22 protein-coding genes are annotated in these 20,702 nt (G+C 64.0%); 5 read left to right on the top strand and 17 right to left on the bottom strand.

What is annotated here, in order from left to right:
- Nucleotides 1-60: 60 nt before the first annotated feature.
- The 12 genes from lipA to VJR90_06750 form a co-directional block, all read right to left on the bottom strand.
- Nucleotides 61-1,035 carry a lipoyl synthase gene (lipA, locus tag VJR90_06805; protein ID HKV97175.1) on the bottom strand — a complete coding sequence of 325 codons (975 nt, stop codon included), beginning with the start codon at nt 1,033-1,035 and terminating at the stop codon, nt 61-63.
- Nucleotides 1,036-1,044: 9 nt separating this feature from the next.
- On the bottom strand, nt 1,045-1,713 hold the full coding sequence (gene lipB, locus VJR90_06800) for a lipoyl(octanoyl) transferase LipB (protein ID HKV97174.1): 669 nt from the start codon (nt 1,711-1,713) through the stop codon (nt 1,045-1,047).
- Complete coding sequence (locus tag VJR90_06795) at nt 1,713-1,976, bottom strand: DUF493 domain-containing protein (protein HKV97173.1); 264 nt, start codon at nt 1,974-1,976, stop codon at nt 1,713-1,715. The genes lipB and VJR90_06795 overlap by 1 nt, the downstream gene beginning before the upstream one ends.
- A gap of 4 nt (nt 1,977-1,980) precedes the next feature.
- Nucleotides 1,981-2,847, bottom strand: coding sequence for a D-amino acid aminotransferase (locus tag VJR90_06790; protein HKV97172.1), 867 nt, complete (start codon nt 2,845-2,847; stop codon nt 1,981-1,983).
- Nucleotides 2,840-4,000 (bottom strand): D-alanyl-D-alanine carboxypeptidase family protein, encoded by a 1,161-nt coding sequence (locus VJR90_06785; GenBank protein HKV97171.1) that lies wholly within the window; start codon nt 3,998-4,000, stop codon nt 2,840-2,842. Before VJR90_06785 ends, VJR90_06790 begins: the two co-directional genes overlap by 8 nt.
- 101 nt (nt 4,001-4,101) lie before the next feature.
- A complete protein-coding gene (locus VJR90_06780; GenBank protein ID HKV97170.1) occupies nt 4,102-4,935 on the bottom strand; it encodes a septal ring lytic transglycosylase RlpA family protein in 834 nt (277 codons plus the stop codon).
- Nucleotides 4,922-5,959, bottom strand: coding sequence for a lytic murein transglycosylase B (gene mltB, locus VJR90_06775; protein HKV97169.1), 1,038 nt, complete (start codon nt 5,957-5,959; stop codon nt 4,922-4,924). Before mltB ends, VJR90_06780 begins: the two co-directional genes overlap by 14 nt.
- Nucleotides 5,960-5,985: 26 nt before the next feature.
- On the bottom strand, nt 5,986-7,119 hold the full coding sequence (gene rodA, locus VJR90_06770; protein ID HKV97168.1) for a rod shape-determining protein RodA: 1,134 nt from the start codon (nt 7,117-7,119) through the stop codon (nt 5,986-5,988).
- On the bottom strand, nt 7,119-8,993 hold the full coding sequence (gene mrdA, locus VJR90_06765) for a penicillin-binding protein 2 (GenBank protein ID HKV97167.1): 1,875 nt from the start codon (nt 8,991-8,993) through the stop codon (nt 7,119-7,121). Before mrdA ends, rodA begins: the two co-directional genes overlap by 1 nt.
- Before the next feature lies 1 nt (nt 8,994).
- Complete coding sequence (gene mreD, locus VJR90_06760) at nt 8,995-9,486, bottom strand: rod shape-determining protein MreD (GenBank protein ID HKV97166.1); 492 nt, start codon at nt 9,484-9,486, stop codon at nt 8,995-8,997.
- Nucleotides 9,483-10,397: a rod shape-determining protein MreC gene (gene mreC, locus VJR90_06755; protein HKV97165.1), complete on the bottom strand. Its 915-nt coding sequence runs from the start codon at nt 10,395-10,397 to the stop codon at nt 9,483-9,485. Before mreC ends, mreD begins: the two co-directional genes overlap by 4 nt.
- Nucleotides 10,398-10,569: 172 nt before the next feature.
- Complete coding sequence (locus tag VJR90_06750; GenBank protein HKV97164.1) at nt 10,570-11,613, bottom strand: rod shape-determining protein; 1,044 nt, start codon at nt 11,611-11,613, stop codon at nt 10,570-10,572.
- Nucleotides 11,614-11,763: 150 nt separating this feature from the next.
- Here VJR90_06750 and gatC point away from each other — a divergent pair, with 150 nt between their 5' ends.
- The 4 genes from gatC (at nt 11,764) to hslO (ending at nt 16,126) form a co-directional block, all read left to right on the top strand.
- Nucleotides 11,764-12,051 carry an Asp-tRNA(Asn)/Glu-tRNA(Gln) amidotransferase subunit GatC gene (gene gatC, locus VJR90_06745; protein HKV97163.1) on the top strand — a complete coding sequence of 96 codons (288 nt, stop codon included), beginning with the start codon at nt 11,764-11,766 and terminating at the stop codon, nt 12,049-12,051.
- Nucleotides 12,052-12,127: 76 nt separating this feature from the next.
- Nucleotides 12,128-13,582 carry an Asp-tRNA(Asn)/Glu-tRNA(Gln) amidotransferase subunit GatA gene (gene gatA / locus VJR90_06740; GenBank protein ID HKV97162.1) on the top strand — a complete coding sequence of 485 codons (1,455 nt, stop codon included), beginning with the start codon at nt 12,128-12,130 and terminating at the stop codon, nt 13,580-13,582.
- 146 nt (nt 13,583-13,728) lie between these two features.
- The gene (gene gatB / locus VJR90_06735; GenBank protein ID HKV97161.1) at nt 13,729-15,165 is read left to right on the top strand and encodes an Asp-tRNA(Asn)/Glu-tRNA(Gln) amidotransferase subunit GatB; all 1,437 of its coding nucleotides are present in this window, start codon (nt 13,729-13,731) and stop codon (nt 15,163-15,165) included.
- A 49-nt stretch (nt 15,166-15,214) separates the two neighbouring features.
- Nucleotides 15,215-16,126, top strand: a complete 912-nt coding sequence (gene hslO / locus VJR90_06730) for an Hsp33 family molecular chaperone HslO (GenBank protein HKV97160.1) — start codon at nt 15,215-15,217, stop codon at nt 16,124-16,126.
- A gap of 71 nt (nt 16,127-16,197) precedes the next feature.
- Here hslO and VJR90_06725 read toward each other — a convergent pair whose 3' ends face one another.
- Genes VJR90_06725 through prmC form a run of 5 tightly spaced genes read right to left on the bottom strand, consistent with a single transcriptional unit; the run spans nt 16,198 to nt 19,215 of the window.
- A complete protein-coding gene (locus VJR90_06725) occupies nt 16,198-16,593 on the bottom strand; it encodes a hypothetical protein (GenBank protein HKV97159.1) in 396 nt (131 codons plus the stop codon).
- Complete coding sequence (locus tag VJR90_06720; GenBank protein ID HKV97158.1) at nt 16,583-17,068, bottom strand: YiiD C-terminal domain-containing protein; 486 nt, start codon at nt 17,066-17,068, stop codon at nt 16,583-16,585. The genes VJR90_06725 and VJR90_06720 overlap by 11 nt, the downstream gene beginning before the upstream one ends.
- The gene (gene moeB / locus VJR90_06715) at nt 17,044-17,793 is read right to left on the bottom strand and encodes a molybdopterin-synthase adenylyltransferase MoeB (GenBank protein HKV97157.1); all 750 of its coding nucleotides are present in this window, start codon (nt 17,791-17,793) and stop codon (nt 17,044-17,046) included. Before moeB ends, VJR90_06720 begins: the two co-directional genes overlap by 25 nt.
- Nucleotides 17,794-17,852: 59 nt before the next feature.
- Entirely contained in the window at nt 17,853-18,416 is a 564-nt protein-coding gene (locus VJR90_06710; GenBank protein HKV97156.1) for a peptidylprolyl isomerase, read from the bottom strand.
- Entirely contained in the window at nt 18,370-19,215 is an 846-nt protein-coding gene (gene prmC / locus VJR90_06705) for a peptide chain release factor N(5)-glutamine methyltransferase (protein HKV97155.1), read from the bottom strand. Before prmC ends, VJR90_06710 begins: the two co-directional genes overlap by 47 nt.
- A gap of 88 nt (nt 19,216-19,303) precedes the next feature.
- Here prmC and VJR90_06700 point away from each other — a divergent pair, with 88 nt between their 5' ends.
- Nucleotides 19,304-20,665 (top strand): pyridoxal-phosphate dependent enzyme, encoded by a 1,362-nt coding sequence (locus tag VJR90_06700; GenBank protein HKV97154.1) that lies wholly within the window; start codon nt 19,304-19,306, stop codon nt 20,663-20,665.
- Nucleotides 20,666-20,702 lie beyond the last annotated feature (37 nt).

Raw genomic sequence — 20,702 nt, 5'->3', positions numbered from 1 at the left:
CGCTCCGGTGCGGTTAAAGTTTACCTGGGGCTGTCAGACCGATGCGGACAACAGCATGCATCAAGCCACGTGCACCAGGCCCGCGGCCTGTTGGTCGGCGTGGTAGGACGAGCGTACCAAGGCGCCGCTGGCCACATGCTGAAAGCCGATGTCATATCCGTAGGCTTCAAGCTGCGCGAATTCCTCCGGGGTGGCATAGCGCACGACCGGATGATGGAAGCGGCTCGGTTGCAGATATTGCCCGACCGTCAGCATGTCCACTTGGTGAGCGCGCAGGTCGCGCATCACGCCCTGGATTTCTTCCAGGGTTTCACCCAGTCCCAGCATCACTCCGGACTTGGTCGGCAATTGCGGGTGTGTCTGCTTGAAACGCTGGAGCAACGCAAGGGAGTGCCGGTAGTCAGAACCGGGGCGGACTTCACGATACAGACGCGGCACGGTTTCAAGATTGTGGTTGAATACGTCGGGTGGCGCGTCGTTCACAAGTCCCAGTGCCACGTCCATGCGCCCGCGGAAATCCGGCACCAGCACCTCGATCCGGGTCGGCGGGCTCAGCGCGCGGATGGCGCGGATGCAGGCGACAAAATGCCCGGCACCGCCATCGCGCAGGTCATCGCGGTCCACCGAAGTGACAACCACATAACGCAAGCCCATGGCCTTGATGGTGCGGGCCAGGTTCAGTGGCTCTGCGGAGTCGAGCGCCGCTGGCCGGCCGTGGGCCACGTCGCAGAAAGTGCAGCGGCGCGTGCAGATGTCGCCCATGATCATGAAGGTGGCGGTGCCTTTGCCGAAGCACTCGCCGATGTTGGGGCAGGACGCCTCTTCGCACACGGTATGCAGATGATTGGCGCGCAGGATTTGTTTCAAGCGTGCGACTTCCGGCGTGGCCCAGGAACGCACGCGGATCCAGGCCGGTTTGCGCAATGGGGTCACGGTCGGCTCGATCTTGACCGGGATGCGCGCCATTTTTTCGGCCGCGCTCAGCTTCTGGCCGGGTTCGAGCCGGGCGCGGGCAGGCGGCGGGGATTCACTCACACGCATTCCTCAGAACTGGCCGGCAGCGCGGCTGCCCGATGACCATGGCCGCGTATTGTACCCCAGGCATTTGACCAGTCTGGGTTTGAGCACCTCCGCGACGCGCGCTACATCCGCCGGCCCGCCCAAGTCTTGCACCTGAGTCATTTGCAGGCCCCGGTAGCCGCAGGGATTGATGCGCGCGAACGGCTCGAGATCCATGGCCACGTTGAACGCCAGGCCGTGATAAGTGCAGCCGTGCCGGACGCGCAGACCCAGCGAGGCCAGCTTGCGTCCGTCCGGCGTGTAAACACCGGGAGCTTCGCGTCGGGCGAGCGCCGGGATGCCGAAGCCAGCGAGTGTCTCGATGACGCTGAGCTCGATGGCTTGCACCAGCGCGCGCACGCCGAGACCCAGGCGTTTCAGGTCCAGCAGCGGGTACACCACCAGTTGGCCCGGACCGTGGTAGGTCACCTGGCCGCCGCGGTCAATGTGGACCACGGGGATGTCGCCGGGCGCCAACACATGCTCCATCTTGCCGGTGAGTCCCAGGGTGAACACCGGAGGATGCTCGAGAAACCAGATTTCATCGCGGCTGTCGGGGCCGCGACGCGCGGTGAATTCCTGCATCGCCCGCCAGGTGGGTGCGTAGTCCACGCGGCCGAGATCGCGCAGCTGCGGTGGCTCGAGGACGCGCATCACAGTGTCACGAGCACGTGGGGATTGCCGCTGAGCGCGCGGTACAGCGCATCGAGTTGCGCGCGGCTCTCGGCGGTGAAGCTCACGGTGAGCGACACGAAGCGGCCGGCCGAGCTCGCCTGACGCGTCACGTTCAGGGATTCCATCGGCGCTACGTGTTCGGCAAGAATCGCGGCTACCGCGGCGTGGAATTCATGCGTGTCCCGGCCCATGATCTTCACCGGGAATTCCACCGGAAATTTCAGGCCTGGACTCTGGTTCACGGTGTCAGGCCGCGGCCAGTTGCCGTTTGTGCTGCTGGAACAGATCGTACACGCGCCGCCAAAGCGCTCCCGGCCGGCCGTCGCCGACCGCCTGGCCGTCCAGTTCAGTGACTGCGTACACCTCGCGGGTGGAGCTGGCAAACCAGATTTCCTGGGCGTTACGGACCTGCGCGGCGGGAATACGCGCTTCCCGGTACGGAAAATGCTGCTGGTGCGCTAGTTGCAGCACCACGTCGCGGGTGATGCTCGGCAGCAGATCCTGGCTCCGGGGCGGCGTGAGAATTACTCCGTCTTGGACGATGAACAGGCTGCTGGCGGTGCCTTCGGTGGCGTAGCCGTCGCGTACCAGCAGGGCTTCGTTGCAATGCGCTTCCACCGCCGTCTGGCGCAACAGCACGTTGCCCAGCAGTGCCGTGGTTTTGATGTCGCAGCGCCGCCAGCGGATGTCTTCGAGGGTGATGGCGTGCGCGCCGTGTTGCAGCAGCTCCGCGGGCAGCGGCGCGAGCGGCGCGCACATGGCGAATACCGTAGGCGCTATGCCCTGCGGGAAGCCGTGATCGCGGCCACGGTCGGCGCCACGCGTGACTTGCAGATACAGCGCCTGGTCGCCGCCGCCGTTTTTCTGCACCAGTTGATTCAGCAGCGTGGACCATTCATCCGCGGAATGCGGATTATGCAAACGGATGCCGTCCAGACTGGATTGCAACCGTTGCAGATGAGCGGGCAGATGGAACAGCCGGCCCGCGTATGCGGGGACGACTTCATACACCCCGTCACCGAACAGGAAGCCGCGGTCGAGCGGTGAGATGCGTACTTCCGTGAGCGGCCGGTAATTGCCGTTGAAGTAAGCGTGCGCCAGCGGTTCAGCCATTATCTTTTTTCGTGAACCACAGGTGCACGCTATCTATGATGCGCCGGAAAATGTTGCCCGCTGGCACGGCGTGCAAGGTATAGAGCGGCGCATCCAGCAGCGTCTTGCCGTCGTAGCTCACCTCAATCTGGCCGGCCGGCGCACCCGCCGCGATCGGTGCCACCAGGCCCGCGCGCGCATGCAGGCTGGCGGACAATTGCTTGTACGTTCCCTTGGGAATGGTGACGAACAGGTCGTGCATCACGCCCACCGGCACGCGGCGGTCCGCGCCCTTCCAGGCCCTGACCTGAGTGACCGCCGTACCGGCGGCGTACAGCCGGTGGGTTTCGTAGAAATTGAAGCCGTAATTCAACAGCGCTTCGTCATCAATAGCGCGGGCTTTTTCCGAGGGCGTGCCCATGACCACGGCAATCAGGCGCATGCCGTTGCGCAGCGCCGAGACCACCATGCAGTAGCCGGCCGAATCCGTGAAGCCGGTCTTGAGGCCATCCACAGACGGATCGGTGAACAGCAGCGATACGCGGTTCGGCTGGGTGATGCGATCCCAAGTGAAGCTCTTTTCGGAGAAGAACCGCCGGTAATAGTCCGGAAACTGGTTGATGATGGCCTGCGAGAGCAGCGCCAGGTCGCGTGCCGAGGTGTGATGGGCCGGATCGTTGGTCAGGCCGGAGGCATCCACATAGTGGGTGTTTTGCATCCCCAGCCTTTTGGCGTACTCATTCATGAGCCCCACAAAGCTGTCTTCGCTGCCGCCGACACGTTCGGCCAGCGCCACGGCGGCGTCGTTGCCGGATTGCACGACTACACCCTGCAACAGGTTTTCCACGCTTACCTGGCTGCCCACGTTGGCAAACATGCGTGAGCCGCCCATGCGCCAGGCCTTGACGCTGATGCTGACCGGCGTGTCGAGACTGATCACGCCGTCCTTGAGCGCGTTGAATACCACGTACACAGTCATGAGCTTGGTGAGGCTGGCGGGTTCGGTCTTGAGGTCCGGATTGCTCGCGGCCAGCACCTGGCCGCTGTTCGCGTCCATGAGCACGTAGCTCTTGGTCTGGAACTGCGGTGGCGCGGGAATGGGCAGCGCCTGCGCGGCACCGGCAAAGACAAACGACAAACCCAGTGCGTAAGCGACAAAACGCTGGCTTCTCAAGACATCACCTCGTCGGATCAGGCGGGCGAAAAGGCGGCCGGTTTGCGCCGGCCGGGGGCGCAATTTTAACCCGACAGGTGGAATAAGCCCACGATTTCGGGTTACGGAATCACCACTTGGGCGTCGCTAAATCCCAGGGTGCCGAGTTGCGCGGTGAGTGCATCCACGTGAGTAACGTCGGAGATGGGGCCGATACGCACCTTGTAAAGCGTGATGCCGTTTTGGACTTCCGCGAGGATAAAAGCAGGACTGACGGAAGCGGCGCGCAGGCGCGCGAGCACGCGCGTAGCGTTGCTCTCGGTCGCGAACGCGCCGACCTGCACGAAGAGCTGCGGCTGGCTGGCCATACCGGTCGCGGCCGGCACGGGTGAGGCGCCTACGGGTGGCGGCAGGTTACTGCCCGGTCCGGTGGGCGGCTGCGGTTCACCCGGGGTGACCGCGTTCACGTCCACCAGCGCGGTGCCGGTGCCGAGCATGCTGATGCGCGCGGCCGCGGCGTAGGACAGGTCAATGATGCGGTTGGCGACAAACGGGCCGCGGTCGTTGACCTTGACGATCACGCTTTGCCCGTTCTGCAGATTGGTGACCCGCACGTAGCAGGGCAGGGGCAGTTCCTTGCTGGCCGCGGTCATGGCGAACATGTCGTAGGTCTCGCCGTCGGAAGTACGCCCGCCATGGAATTTGCTGCCGTACCAGGAGGCGATACCGCGCTCGTGGTAGCCCGCACAGTTCGGCAGTACGCTGTACGTCTGGCCATTGACGGTGTACGGCGAGGCATTGCCGTAACGGCTCGGCGTCACGAACTGGGGGACCGCGTTCGGTATGTGAGACAGGTCCACAGGATTGGCCGGGCCATGATCCTGCGCGGGGAATTGCGCGCAGCCGCTAAGCAGCAGCAATGCCGCCAGCACTGCGCAGGCTTCAGGGCGGCGCACTCTGGCCTGCCAATGCGCGCGCTTGGCTGATGCGCGTCGCCAGATCGTAGATGGCCATCGCATACAGGGGACTCCTGTTGTACTGCAGGATGGCACGGAAATTGTCCAGCCCCAGCCAGTACTGCGTGCCGTCCTGCAACTGCAGCGCGACCAGCATCGCCGGCGTGTCATTTGCCAATCCCGTGCTGGTCATTACACCCGCGGTGCGCAGCGCACCCACGGTAGTGGGCGTGAGTGTGGCGGGCGGATTGGCAATCACCAAGGGCACGGCTGCCGGCACCGCCACCAGTCCCTGCGGCTGCCAGCCCTGCAGGTGCAGGTAATTGGCCACGCTGCCGATGATGTCGGCCCAGTCATTCCAGATGTCAGGTGGATCGTGGCCGTCAAAGGCCACGGCGTAGCGCCGGTAGCTGTCCGGCATGAATTGCGGCGCGCCCATGGCGCCGGCGTAGGAGCCGCTCAGGCTGAGCGGATCCAGGTGCCCGGCGCGGCACATGAGCAGATATTGTTCGAGTTCATATTGAAAAAAGCTTGCGCGCGCCGGGTAGTCGAAGGCCAGCGTGCTGAGCGCATCGAGTACCGAATAGCCGCCTTTCTGGCGGCCGTAAAAACTTTCCACACCCAGGATGGCCACCACGATGGCAGGCGGTACGCCGTATTGCGTCTGCACCTGATCAAGCAGCGCGGCATGCGCGTTCCAGAATTCGACACCCGCCTTGATGTGCGAGTTGTTCACGAACAGCGGCTGATACTGATACCAGGGTTTGGCTTCGTACGGTTTGGCGATGGCGGCGAGAATATTGTCGTTTTTCTGCGCCGCGCCCAGGGTTTTTTCCAGCCAGGCGCGTTCGAAGCCGTGCTGTTGCACCAGTTTGGCGATGAACGCCTGCACCTCGGCGCGCGCTGTGTAATCGGCAGGTACCGCTGGCGCCGGTGTGGGCGGTACGGGGTGCCGCGGCACCGCGGGCGGTGGCTTGACCAGGTGGGCACAACCGGCCAGCAGCACGCCTGCGGCCAGCAACATGAATGTTGCCGGAGTGCACGCGCGCTTCATGTCGCGAGCAGCTTGCGGTGCGAATGGATGCTCATGAGCATGCCGAAACCGGCCATGAGCGTCACCAGCGAGCTGCCGCCGTAGCTCACCAGCGGCAGCGGCACGCCCACGACCGGCAGGATGCCGGAGACCATGCCGCTGTTGATAAACACGTAAGTGAACAGCGCCATGCTGAGTGCGCCGGCCAGCAGCCGCGAATAAGTGTCCTGGGCGCGCAACGCTATCAGCAAGGAGCGCGCAATGATGAAACCGTACATGGCCAGCAGCACGATCGCGCCGATGAAACCGAATTGTTCGCCGAGCACGGCGTAGATGAAATCCGTGGAGCTTTCCGGCAGGAAGTCCAGTTGCGACTGGCTGCCGTGCAGCCAGCCTTTGCCGAACACCCCGCCCGAGCCGATTGCGATCTGCGACTGGATGATATGGTAACCCGCGCCCAGCGGATCGCGTTGCGGGTCGAGGAAGCTCAGCAGGCGTTCGCGCTGATAGCCGTGCATGAAGTGCCAGACGATGGGCGTGGTGATCGCCAGCGCCAGGGCGATGAGCAGAATCACGCGCCAGCGCAGCCCGGCCAGAAATACGCCGAAGGCGCCGGCGCTCAGGATCAGCAGCGCCGTGCCCAAATCCGGTTCGATCGCGACCAGCAGCACGGGAATGAAAATCATGGCCGCGAGTGGAAACAATTGTTTCCAGTTGGGCGGCAGCGGCCGGTCGTGCAGGTACCATGCGACCATCATGGGCACGGCGACCTTCATGATTTCGGACGGCTGGATGCGCACCACTCCGAGGCTCAGCCAGCGTTGCGCACCGCGGCCGATGTGGCCGGAATGCAGCGTGAACAGTAGCAGCAGCAGGCCGAGCGCGAACAGCCATGGCGACCACAAGCGCAGGACCTGCGGCGAGATCTGCGCGACCAGCAGCAGCACCACAAACGATACGGCCACGCGCACCGACTGCCGGTACACCAGGCCGGCATCCTGGTTGCTGGCGCCGTAGAGAATCGCAAGTCCGGCGAGCGCCAGGATCACCAGCGCCAGCAGCAATTGGCCGTCGAGGTGCAGGCGCTGCAGCACCCGTTCACCGAGGCTGACATCACCGCGGGGCGCAGCGGGGGCAAGGAAGCTGAACATCATGGCGGCTTGGGCGCGTTGGGGAGTTCATGCAAAAGATACTCGTCCATAACCGCGCGTGCTATGGGCGCGGCGGTGGCGCCTCCGCCTCCGCCGTGATCCACTTCCACGGCTACCGCGATACGCGGATCGTTGACCGGCGCGAACGCGATGAACAGTGCGTTGTCGCGCAGCGCTTTGGGAATGTCGGCTTCGCTTTCTTCGCCGAATACCCCGAGGCGCTTGCGGTAAACCTGGGCGGTGCCGGTCTTGCCGGCAATACTGTACTTGGCGCCGATGCCGATGCTGTGTGCCGTGCCCTGCCAGGTGGCGACCACGTTTTTCATGGCCTGCACCACAATGTTCCAGGCACCCGCATAGGATTCCTCCACGGGTGGCAACGCATGCTGCTGGGTGTCGGTGATGGCACCGGAGAGCGGATCGCCGATGGCGTCCAGCAGGTGCGGAACGTAGCGCTGGCCGCGCATGGAAATCGTCGCCACGCCGTCGGCCAGTTGCAGCGGCGTCACCAGCAGATACCCCTGGCCGATGCCGATGATCACTAGGTCGCCCAGATACCACGGCTGATGCTGCGTCTGGCGTTTCCACAGCGGCGAGGGCACCACGCCGTCGCGCTCGCCCATGAGGTCAATGCCGCTCGGTTCACCGAAGCCGAGCTGCGTGGTGAGGTACTGATGGATGCGGTCGATGCCGAGCTTCATGGCGACGGTGTAGAAGTACACGTCGCAGGACTGGGTGATGGCGTTCGGCAGGTCAATCTCGCCGTGACCGCCGGCTTTCCAGTCGCGGTACGGATGCGGATTGGGAGACACGTACAGGTAGCCGGGGCACATGAGGTTCTTGAAGGGTTCCACCACCTTGTAGTTGAGCGCGGCAAGCGCCAGGAACGGTTTGATGGTGGAACCCGGCGGATACTGGCCGCGCAGCGCGCGGTTGAACAGCGGCTGCATCGGGTCGCTGTTGAGCTTGGCGAAATCCGCCGGGCTGATGCCGCCGATGAACAGATTGGGATCGAAGGACGGCGTGCTCACCAGCGCCAGCACTTCGCCGTTGCGCGGGTCTATGGCCACCACCGCGCCGCTGTTGTCACCCAGCGCCTTCTCAGCGGCTTCCTGCAGGCGTACGTCCAGGCTGAGATACAGGCTTTTGCCCGGCACCGGCGCAGTGCGCGAGACGATGCGTACCGCGCGGCCTTGGGCGTCGGTTTCCACCTGGCGGATGCCCACGGATCCGTGCAGCAGGCTTTCATAAGCGCCTTCGATGCCGATCTTCCCGACCTGCGAGGTGCTTATGTACTGCTCGGGATCCAGCTTGGCGAGTTCGTCCGGGCTGATGATGCCGGTGTAGCCGATCACGTGCGCGGTTACCGCACCCAGCGGGTAATAGCGGCTGAGCGTGGCGCGGATGTCCACGCCCGGGAAATCCTGGCGGTTCACGGCAAAGCGTGCCACCTCGGCGTCGGACAGATTGGTGCGTATCGGCAGCGGCTGGAACGGTTTTTTGGTCTTGAGCAGGTCGTCGAATTGCTTCAGATCCTGTGGCCGGATGTCGACGATCTTGCCGAGCGCCGCGAGCGTGGCCTTGAGATTCGGCACCTGTTCCGGCGTGATGTCGAGTTCATAGCTGGGGCGGTTTTCCGCCAGCAGCACGCCGTTGCGGTCGTAGATCAGGCCGCGCGGCGGCATCACCGGCTCGCTGCGCAGCCGGTTGCCTTCGGCCAGGGTCGCGTAGTGCTGATGGCTGACGATCTGCAGGTAAAACAGCCGCGCCACCACCGCCAGCATCAAGATCAGCCCGATGCTGCCCACCACGATGACGCGCAGACTGAATTGATGGCGCTCCAGCCATTCGTTGCGGATGCGGATACGCGCCACGTCAACTGACCTGGAAGCGCTGCTGCAACATGCCGAGGAGCTGCATGGTCCAGGGCCACAGCAGGGTGGTGATCAGCACCGGCATCCAGCGCAGCAGCGCGCCCTGGCTGAAGCCGAGCATGCCGTCAATCCAGAAAAGCACGAAGGTGTAGAGCAGCATCAGCAGCAACACCACCAGCGTCTGTTGCCACCAGGGATAGACGCGGATCTGGAGGTGCAGCTTGAGTGTCACCCAGGCGACCAACAGCAGCGCGAGTGCATGCTCGCCGAGCAGCGAGCCGGTGAGCGTGTCGAAGAGAATGCCGGCGCAGAACGTCACCAGCAATCCTACGCGGTTGGGTAGGAACAGACACCAGAAAACCGTGGTCAGCAACAGCCAGGCCGGGCGGAACGGTTCCGCCCAATCCGGCAACGGCCAGATGCTGAGCAGCAGCGCCACCACATAGGTGAGGACGATGACCCAGTTGGCGCGGCGGTGCAATACGGAGTTCATCGCGGCTTCTTCCGCGGGGGAGTTTTTACCTTGCGTTCCGGCGGCGGCGGTACTGCGGGCGGCGTAACCGCGGGGAAAAACAGCAATACCGCATGGCCGCCGTTCAGTTCGGCGACCGGCCGGGCACTCACGCTGGCGAACGGTTCCGCCGGATTGCGCTGCACGCGTGTGATCACCGCCACCGGATAGCCGGCGGGATAGCGTCCGCCGAGACCCGAGGTCACCAGCAGATCGCCCACCTGCACGTCGGCGTTGTTGGCCAGATAGGGCAGCGACAGCGCGTCGACGTCCACGCCGCCGACCGCCAGGGTGCGCAAACCGGTGCGGTTGATCTGCACCGGTATGGCCTGATTGGGATCGGTGATGAGCGCGGCTTCCGACGACCACGGATCGGCGCGGATGACTTGGCCGACGATGCCGCGCGCATCGAGCAGCGTCTGGCCGTCAAACACCCCGGCGCGCGTACCCTTGTCGATGGTCATCACGTGGCGGAAGGGGTCCATGTCCACGGCCAGCAGCGTGGCGGCCATCACGTGTCCGTTCACGCGCTTGCCAGCCTGCAGCATGTCGCGCAGGCTGGCGTTTTCCTGTTGCAGCGCCTGGAATTGTTGCAACTGCGCGGAGTCCGCCAGCAACTGCTGGCGCAGGGCGGTGTTTTCACGCACCAGCGTGCCGTGGGTAGACAGTTTCTCTCCGGCCCAGTTGGCCACTGCGTACGGCGCGTTTACGGCCGCCTGAATGGGATAGACCACGGTGGAGAGCGCGGCATGCACCCGCGCCAAGTGGCCGCGCTGGTGGTCGTAAAACATCAGTAGGATACACGCGGCAATCAACAGCAGAGTACGCAATGCACCCGCGGGATTGCGCGTGAACAATCTTGGCGCACGCTGCAGGCGGTGCAGTCTGAGCATGCGCGTCAGACCGTGCGGCCGCATTTGCGGCCGCCTACGCGGATGGGAAACAGCAGAGCAGGCAAACCGGTCTCCGGGCGCAGTTCAGGCGCCGCTGGTGCGGCCATGATTCTCCGGGGAGCGGGCGGCGGCTGCAAGCGCCGCACAAGCGTGGCGAGTGCGGCGGGCGCCGTCATTCGACGGCAAAAGTCTCCGGGCCGAATTCGTCAATAAGTTCCAGAACTTTGCCGCCGCCGCGTGCCACGCAGGTGAGCGGATCGTCGGCCAGGATCACCGGCAAGCCGGTTTCCTCGCGCAGCAGCCGGTCCACGTCGCGCAGCAGCGCGCCGCCGCCGGTGAGCACGATGCCGTTGGTGGCCACGTCGGAGCCGAGTTCCGGCGGAGTCTGCTCCAGCGCAGTGCGTACCGCACCCACGATGCCGGCCAGCGGCTCCTGCAGGGCCTCCAGGATCTCGTTGCTGTTGAGCACGAACGTGCGTGGCACGCCTTCCGACAGATTGCGACCCTTGACTTCAAGTTCGCGCAGTTCCTTGCCGGGGTAAGCCGAGCCGATTTCGTGTTTGATGCGCTCGGCGGTGGCCTCGCCGATGAGCGTGCCGTAGTTGCGGCGCACGTAACTGATGATGGCCTCGTCGCATTTGTCGCCGCCGATGCGTACCGACGCGGCGTACACGATGCCGTTCAGGGAAATCACCGCGACCTCGGAGGTGCCGCCGCCGATGTCGAGCACCATCGAACCCTTGGCCTCGTGCACCGGCAGGCCGGCGCCGATGGCCGCGGCCATGGGTTCCTCGATCAGGTACACGCGGCGCGCGCCGGCGCCGGCGGCGGATTCGCGGATCGCGCGCCGCTCCACTTGTGTGGCCCCGTAGGGCACGCACACCAGCACACGCGGCGTGGGCCGGAAGTAACGGTTGCCGTGCGCCTTGCGGATGAAGTGCTTGAGCATCTGCTCGGTGACCGTGAAGTCGGCAATCACGCCGTCCTTCATCGGACGGATGGCGACGATGTTGCCGGGCGTGCGCCCCAGCATGCGCTTGGCGTCGGCACCGTAGGCCTCAATGACCTTGTTGCCGCGTCCCGGCTCTTCGCGGATCGCCACCACCGAGGGCTCGTTGAGAATCACGCCCTTGCCGCGCATGTAGATCAGCGTGTTGGCGGTGCCGAGGTCTATGGACAGATCGGTGGAAAAGAATCCACGCATGCTTTTGAACATGGGCATTTTGAGTTTTGGTCGCTCGGGATCACGGTCCCGGTTAAATGGCGCATTACTCTAACAACGGCGGCCGGTGGCGGCAAGCCGGTTCATGGCATAATTTGCTGAAAATCACCGGATTTTCTCCGGGTCACTCCATGGAGCACGAGTATGGCGTTAACCCCCGCCGAGGTCAGGAGCATTGCACGCCTGGCGCGCCTTGCCGTCGGCGAGCAGGACATTGCGCAGTACGCCCGCAACCTGTCGCGCATCCTGGAGTTCGTGGCGCAGCTCGACAAGGCCGACACCGGCGACATCGCACCCATGGCGCATCCGCTCGACATGGCGCAGCGCCTGCGCGAGGACGCCGTTACCGAGACCAACCAACGCGATGTGTTCCAGCAGAATGCACCGCAGGTGCAGGCCGGCCTGTACATCGTGCCCAAGATCATCGAGTAACTGGTATGAAATCGCGGCGGGGACCGCCGCTCCCACAAGTTTTGTGTACGATCTTTTGAATGTTCGAATTTGCAGTATGCACACTCAAACCCTGACCGAGCTGGTACGCGACCTCAAGGCGCGCAAAATCTCCAGTGAAGAACTGACGCGCGGCTATCTCGCGCGCATCGAGCGCTTCAACCCTGAGCTCAACGCCTGGATCACCGTGTTGCGGGAGCCGGCGCTGGCCGAGGCGCGCGCTGCGGATACGCAGCTGGCGAAAGGCGACGCGGGTGCGCTCGCGGGCGTCCCCATCGCGCACAAGGACATTTTCTGCACTGCGGGCGTGAAGACCAGTTGCGGTTCGAAGATGCTCGACAACTTCATCGCGCCTTACGATGCGCACATCGTGACGCGCCTGAAGCAGGCGGGTACGGTGCTGCTCGGCAAGACCAACATGGACGAATTCGCCATGGGCTCGTCCAACGAAACCAGTTTTTACGGAGCGGTGAAAAATCCCTGGGACCGGACGCGCGTGCCCGGCGGTTCCTCCGGCGGTTCGGCGGCAGCGGTGGCCGCGCGCCTCGCACCCGCGGCCACCGGCACCGACACCGGCGGCTCCATCCGCCAGCCGGCGGCACTCGTGGGCCTGACCGGCATCAAACCCACCTACGGGCGCGTATCGCGCTACGGCATGATCGCGTTCGCCTCGAGTCTGGATCAGGCCGGCGTGATCACCTATACCGCGGAAGACAGTGCTCTGTTGCTCTCTGTGATCGCGGGGTTTGACGCGCGCGATTCCACCAGCGTGGACCGGCCGGTGCCGGATTACACCGCGGCGCTGCAGCAACCGCTCAAGGGTCTGCGCATCGGCGTGCCCAGGGAATTCTTCGACGCCGGGCTGGATGCCCGTGTAGGCCAGGCGGTGCAGGCGGCACTCTCTATATATAAGAAGCTCGGCGCGCGCGTGCAGGATGTCAGCCTGCCGAACTTCGGCCTGTCGGTGCCCACCTATTACGTGGTGGCACCGGCCGAGGCGTCGTCCAACCTGTCGCGCTTCGACGGCGTGCGTTACGGCCACCGCTGCGAGAATCCCGTGGACCTGATGGACCTGTATACGCGCAGCCGCGGCGAGGGTTTCGGCGCCGAAGTCAAACGCCGCATCATGACCGGCACCTATGTGTTGTCCGCCGGCTATTACGATGCCTATTACCTCAAGGCCCAGAAGACCCGGGCGCTGATCCGCCGCGATTTCCTCGAAGCGTTCAAAAATGTGGACCTTATCATGGGTCCGACCACGCCCACACCGGCGTTCAAGCTCGGCGAAAAGACCGAGGATCCGGTCACCATGTATCTCAATGACATCTACGCGAATGGCGTGAATCTGGCCGGTCTGCCCGGATTGTCCGTGCCCATGGGTTTCGTGGACGGCCTGCCGGTCGGCCTGCAGATCATCGGCAATTATTTCGACGAGGCGCGCATGCTGGCCGCCGCGCACCAATACCAGCGCGCAACGGACTGGCACACTCGAATCCCGAAGGGATTCGAGTGAGGATGTTAGGCGTGAGGCCGCTGGCTACGCCGCCTGTGAGGAGTCAGAGCTTTTGTGATTCTCGCCTCACCCCTCACTCCTCACCAAAGGCCCGAGATTGAAATCCTGAGTTTGCATTGGCCACGCCCAAATTAGAGAACGATTAAATGGAATGGGAAACCGTCATCGGGCTTGAGATCCATACCCAACTACTGACCCGGAGCAAGATCTTCTCGGGTGCATCCACGGCCTTTGGTGCTACACCGAATACCCAGGCGTGCCTGGTGGATTTGGGCTATCCAGGCGTGCTGCCGGTGCTCAACCAGGAGGCGGTACGCATGGCGGTGAAGTTCGGGCTGGCCATCGGCGCCACGATCGCGCCGCGCTCGGTATTCGCGCGCAAGAATTACTTCTATCCCGACCTGCCCAAGGGCTATCAGATCAGCCAGTACGAGTTGCCGGTGGTGAGCCGGGGCAGCGTGGAAATCGAGCTCGCGGACGGCGAGAGCAAGCGCATCGGCATCACGCGCGCGCACCTCGAGGAGGATGCCGGCAAGTCGCTGCACGAGGGTTTCGAGGGGGTGTCCGCCATTGATCTCAACCGCGCCGGTACGCCGCTGCTGGAGATCGTGTCGGAGCCGGACATGCGCTCGGCCCGGGAAGCCGTGGCCTACATGAAGAAGATCCACATGCTGGTGCGCTATCTCGGCATTTGCGATGGCAACATGCAGGAAGGCTCGTTTCGCTGCGACGCAAATGTGTCCTTGCGGCGCAAAGGCGCAGTGAAATTCGGCACGCGCGCGGAACTCAAGAACATCAATTCGTTTCATTTCGTGGAGAAGGCCATCAACTACGAAATCGGGCGCCAGGCCGAAGTGCTGGAAAGCGGCGGCCAGGTGGTGCAGGAAACGCGGCTGTACGATTCCAAAAAGAACGAAACCCGCTCTATGCGTAGCAAGGAGGAGGCCAACGACTACCGCTATTTCCCGGATCCGGACCTGCTGCCGCTGGAGATCGCGCCGGCGCTCATCGCGGCGGTGCGCGAGACCCTCCCGGAATTGCCGGATGTCAAGCGACAGCGCTTTGCCAGACAATACGGCTTGTCCGGTTACGACGCCGGACTGCTGACCGCGAGCCGCGAGCTCGCGGATTACTACGAAGCGGTGGTCAAGGCCGCGGGTGGCGAGCCGAAAGTCTGTGCCAACTGGGTCATGGGCGAACTCGCGGCGGCACTCAATCGCGGCAATCAGGACATCAGCGCGAGCCCGGTCAGTGCCGCGACACTGGCCGGCCTGATCAAGCGCGTGCTGGATAACACCGTGTCCGGCAAGCTTGCCAAGGAAGTGTTCGAGGCCATGTGGGCCGGCGAGGGCGAGGCCGACGCGGTGATCGCCGGGCGTGGTCTCACGCAGATCACCGACAGCTCGGCCATCGAGAAAGTCATTGACGGAGTCATGGCGGCCAATCCCGAGCAGCTGGCCGCTTACCGCGCCGGCAAGGACAAGTTGTTCGCGTTCTTCGTCGGCCAGGTGATGAAGGCCAGCAAGGGCAAGGCCAATCCGCAGCAGGTCAACGAACTGCTGAGGCGCAAGCTCGCGGGTTGAGTTGGCGCGCGTATTGAAACCGCCCGATGATGGCCCCATAAACAGCCACATGCCAAGTTTCGCGCTTCAATCGCCCAACGACTCCGCTGCCGAGCACGACACGCTGCGGCGATTCATCTTCGAGCAGTTGCCGGTGCAGGGCCGCCACGTGCATCTCGATGCCAGCTGGCGCGCGATTCAGCAACACCAGGACTATCCCCAGCCGGTGCGCAAGCTCTTGGGCGAGGCCCTGGCTGCGGCGGCACTCCTGTCCGCGACGCTCAAATACGAGGGCGCTCTCACCTTGCAGATCCGCGGTGGCGGTCCGGTGCATTTGCTGGTGGTGCAATGCACCAGCGGGTTGCACCTGCGCGGGCTGGCGCACTGGCGCGGAGAACTTGCCGAGGATGCCGGCTTCCGCCAACTCGTGGGTGACGGACAGCTGGCGCTCACCATCGAACAGACCCGCCAGGTGGAGCGCTATCAAGGCATCGTGGCGCTGGAAGGCGACAGTCTGGCGGCCTCACTGGAAGGCTACTTCGCGCGTTCCGAACAGCTGCCCACGCGCCTGTGGCTGTATGCCGGGGACGGGCCGGCCAGCGGCTTTCTGTTGCAGACCGTGCCGGGACGCGATCCGGCTGCCGATGCCTGGCAGCACGTGACGGTGCTGGCCGACACGCTCAAACCCGCCGAGCTTGGCACTCTGTCGGCGCAGGAACTCCTGCACCGGCTGTACCACGAGGACGACGTGCGCCTGTTCGGCGCCGCGCCCGTCGCGTTCCGTTGCCAATGCTCGCGTGTGCGCATCGAAACCACCTTGCGTGCGCTGGGCGAGGCGGAAGTGCGCGATGTGCTGCGCGAATTCGGCAAGGTACACGTGGACTGCGAATTCTGCGGACGCGGTTATGACTTCGACAAAGTGGACGTGGAGGGCCTGTTTGCGTCTGCGCCCATGGCCACAACACCCGGGCAGCTGCACTGAAACGCACAGCGCGGTGATGCCGCAGGTCGCGGCAGATTCCGGTTCTCCGGGAGCAGCGTCAGCCGCGATGCCTACTTCGCAAGGCCGGACTGCGCCGATTCCGTGATGGTGACTTCGAGCGGTGTCACGTGACCGCCCGCCAGCCGCCAGCCACGCAACTGCAGCACACCCTTGGTATCGAGCGCGATATCCAGGAACAATCCGGTGCAATCCGCGAGCGCCGCCGTTTGCGCATCTGCCAACAATGGCAGCGGCGTATTGGAACTGCGGTAATACGCCAGCGGCGCATGCGCGCGTGCCTGCAGTGCGGCTGCGTGCAGATCGGCATTGGCTGGGAGCGGCTCACATTGGTAACGGCCGCGACCATCGCGGAGCACGAAGCCTTGTGCCAGCCCGGCGGTCCGCTGCGCCTGACGCAGCAGTTGATTCACCAGCGTCCGCGGCAGCCGCAGCGTGTCATCCGCCACGGGCGGTATTCCGGTGGGCGACAAAGTAACCTGCAAATTTCGCGCATACCGCGTGGGGTCGAGTTATCTCGGCCTGCAATTCAAGGCGCGCCTTGTTGCGGCGCTGCAGGGTCTGGATAAATGTCTGGCGTGCCGCGGCCTCCGGAAGCGCACAGCGTGCGACCAATGTGTCCGTGACCGGACGCAGGAATTGCATGCGCGATTCGGCCACAACGATATGCACCGCGGGTTCGTGTTCGAGCAACAGCCATACCAGCCCCCAGCAGGCGAGCATGGCGAGACTGTCGAGACTGCCGCCGAAGGCGGTGCCCTCATGGTTGAGGTTGGCGGCCAGCGGCGCACTCAGCGTCAGGCCGGCTGCATTACAGGTGTCCACCCGCACCTGCATGTGGTGCACCAGCGGTATGTGTGCGTGCAGATAAGCTTCGAGCCGCTGGCCTGCGGCCGGATCTAGCGTGAGCGGCACACCGGACATGCCGGATCCTTCTTTATATTGGTCATGGACAGCGTGCCGCTCCTGGCGTCCAGTCGCAGCAACCGGCCGGTAAGCGGCGCGCCCACGCCGGCGATGAGTTTTACGGCCTCCAGCGCCATGCAACTGCCGATCACACCCACTACGGGCGCAAGAATGCCGTTGCTGCGACAGTTTTCCAGTTCTTCGCCCGCTTCCGGATACACGCAGGCGTAACAGGGACTCGCGGCATCGCGCGCATCGAACACCGTGACCTGACCTTCCAGACGGATCGCAGCACCGGAAACCAGGGGCGTCCGGGTTTTGACGCAGGCCGCGTTCACCGCAAAGCGCGTGCCGAAGTTGTCGCTGCCGTCGAGCACGATATCGGCCCGGTTGACAACCGCTTCCAGTTCAGCACCTTGAAGCCTCTGGTCCAGTAGCTCCAATTGGCAGTCCGGGTTGAGCGCAGTGAGCGTAGCGGCGGCAGCCGCGGTCTTCTCGCGGCCGATGTCGGCGCTGGAGTACAGAATCTGGCGTTGCAGGTTCGACAAATCCACGCGGTCGAAGTCATTGAGCATGAGCGTGCCCACGCCGCTCGCGGCGAGATACAGCGCCGCGGGTGAACCGAGTCCACCCAGGCCGACAATCAACACGCGTGCCTGCCTGAGTTTTTCCTGGCCCGCTGCGCCGAACTCCGGCAGCGCCAAATGGCGGCTGTAGCGCAGTTTGTAATCGCGGTCGTTCATGACACGCCGATCTTTAAGGAGGAAATTGCCGTCGCTGCGCTTGAACCCTGCGGCTGCGTTCAGGGCTGACGTTTGGCGGACAACAAGACGACCGGTTCCACCGGCACGTCGCCGTGCGGACCGTGCCGGCCGGTTTTGACGCCGGCGATCTTGTCCACGATTTCCGTACCCTTGACGACCTTGCCGAATACCGCGTAGCCGAAGTCGCGGCCGCCGTGATTCAGGAAGGCGTTGTCCGCCGCGTTGATGAAGAACTGGCTGGTGGCGCTGTGGATGTCGGAAGTGCGCGCCATGGCGATGCTGTAACGCGCGTTGGTCAGACCGTTGGCCGCTTCGTTTTGGATGGGCGCGCGGGTTTTCTTCTGCCGCATGTCGGAGTCGAAGCCGCCGCCCTGGATCATGAACCTGGGGATCACGCGGTGGAATACGGTGCCATCGTAGTAGCCTTCGTCCACGTAGGCCAGGAAATTCTCCACGCTGATAGGCGCCTTTTTAGCGTCAAGCTCCAGGGTGATGTCGCCGAGGCTGGTGGTCAATTGAATCATGGAAGGACTCCGAAGCTGTGGGTGAAGTTGTTCAAGCTGCCATCCGGCCGACGCTGACCCGCTCAGTGCCGGCCAGATCGCGGTATGTCTGTATCCCGCTGAAACCCGCGGCGGACAAAAGCTCGCGCATGCGTGCGGCCTGATCGTGGCCGTGTTCAAGCATGAGCACACCGCCGGGATCGAGGTGTGCCGGCGCCTGCGGGACGATCTTGCGGATCATCGCCAGGCCGTCGGATCCGCCGTTGAGTGCGCGCTGCGGTTCGAAGCGGAGATCACCGGCATCCAGATGCGGATCACCGTCGGGCACATAGGGCGGATTCGAAACGATTACGCGGTAGCGCCGGCCGGGCAGGGGCGCGAACCATTCACCTCGCAGGAATTCCACATTGGCTGTTCCCAGGGCCGCGGCGTTTTCCCGCGCCACAGCCAGCGCTGAGCGGCTGATATCGGTAGCCGTGACCAGGCATTGCGGGCGTTCTTTGGCGAGCGCCAGCGCGATCGCGCCGCTGCCGGTACCGAGGTCCAGCAGAGGCCAGCGCGCAGCGGTCGGCACCAAAAGCAGAGCCTGCTCCACCAGAATTTCGGTTTCCGGTCGTGGGATCAGCGTGGCGCGATTGACCTTGAGATTCAGGGACCAGAACTCGCGCTCGCCGGTCAGATACGCCACCGGCCGGCCCTGGCTGCGTGCACCTACCAGCCGTGCAAACTGACGCAAGGTGTTGCGCTCAACACATTGCTCCGGGTGTGCAAACAGGTGGCTGCGGCGTGTTTGCAGCACGTGCGCCAGCAGGCACTCCGCATCCAGATGCGGCGTGGCGCTGATTTTGGCAAGCCGGGTGCCGGCCGTGTGCAACAAGGTGGCTACGCTGGCGTCCATGTTTTTCGCCGCTGAAGTGGGCTTATTTTAAGCGCTTCCGTACAATAGCGCCTGCAATTGGCGGCGCACATTGCGGACCGGAAACCACATGAAAGTCTATGCGAACGTGCTGGAGATGGTCGGACGCACGCCCATGCTGGAACTCAAACGCCTGGATGCCGGACCCTGCCGGCTGTTTCTCAAGCTCGAATTGCTCAATCCCGGCGGCTCCATCAAGGATCGCATCGGGCTGGTGATGATTGCGGAAGCCGAAAAGCGTGGCGACCTGAAACCCGGCGGCACCATCATCGAGGCCACCGCCGGCAACACCGGTCTGGGCCTGGCGCTGGTCGCGGCGCAGAAGGGCTACCGGCTGATCCTGGTGATTCCCGACAAGATGAGCCAGGAAAAAATCTTCAATCTGCGCGCCATGGGTGCGGAAGTGGTGCTCACGCGCTCGGATGTGAGCAAGGGCCATCCGGAGTACTACCAGGACCTCGCGCGGCGCATGGCGGCGGAGCAGGGTGCGTTCTTCATCAACCAGTTCGGCAATCCTGACAACGTCAAGGCGCATGAAACCACCACCGGCCCGGAAATCTGGGAGCAGATGGAGCACAAGCTCGATGCCGTGGTGGTGGGGGTGGGTTCGAGCGGCACGCTTACGGGTATCGGCCATTTCTTCCGCAAGGCCGCACCACAGGTGGAGATGGTGCTCGCCGATCCGCAGGGATCGGTGCTGGCGGACTACCTGCGCACCGGCAAGCTTGGACCCAAGGGCGCGTGGCTGGTGGAGGGCATCGGCGAGGATTTCGTACCGGATATCTGCGACCTGTCGGTGGTCAAGCACGCTTACACCATTCCGGACAGCGAGGCGTTCGCCACGGCGCGCGAAGTGTTGAAGCAGGAAGGTCTGCTGCTCGGTTCTTCGTCCGGCACGCTGATTGCGGCGGCGCTGCGCTATTGCCGAGCGCAGAAAACGTCCAAGCGTGTCGTGACCATCGGTGCGGATACCGGCAACAAGTACCTCTCCAAGCTCTACAACGATTTCTGGATGATCGAGCAGGGATTCATGGAGCGGCCGCGGCGCGGCGACCTGGGCGACTACGTGGGTCGGCCCTACTGGGAACGCGCCACGGTGTACGTGGGTCCCGCGGACACGCTGGCCACCGCGCATACACGCATGCGCAACAACGGCATCTCGCAATTACCGGTGATCGAGGGCCGCAAGTTCCTCGGCGCAGTCACAGAAAACGACTTGATTCATGCAGTGCGCGGCGATGCACGCGGCTTTACCCAGGACGTGCGCGTGGCACTGGACGCGGATTTCCCGCGTATTGCCGCGAGTCAGGCACCGGAAGCCTTGTTCACACTGCTGGAAGGGAAAACCGCCGCGGCCATCATGCACGGCGAGGAATTTCTCGGGCTGGTAACGCGCAGCGACCTGCTCAATCGCTTACGCTTGCAGCATTGACCGCTTGTTTCGCGGCGGAGATCGCCGCTCCTACAAT

Source organism: Gammaproteobacteria bacterium (assembly GCA_035279405.1).
In the GTDB taxonomy this organism is placed as follows: Bacteria; Pseudomonadota; Gammaproteobacteria; order Natronospirales; family REEB76; genus REEB76.
This window is presented reverse-complemented; position numbering and strand designations above follow the sequence as displayed.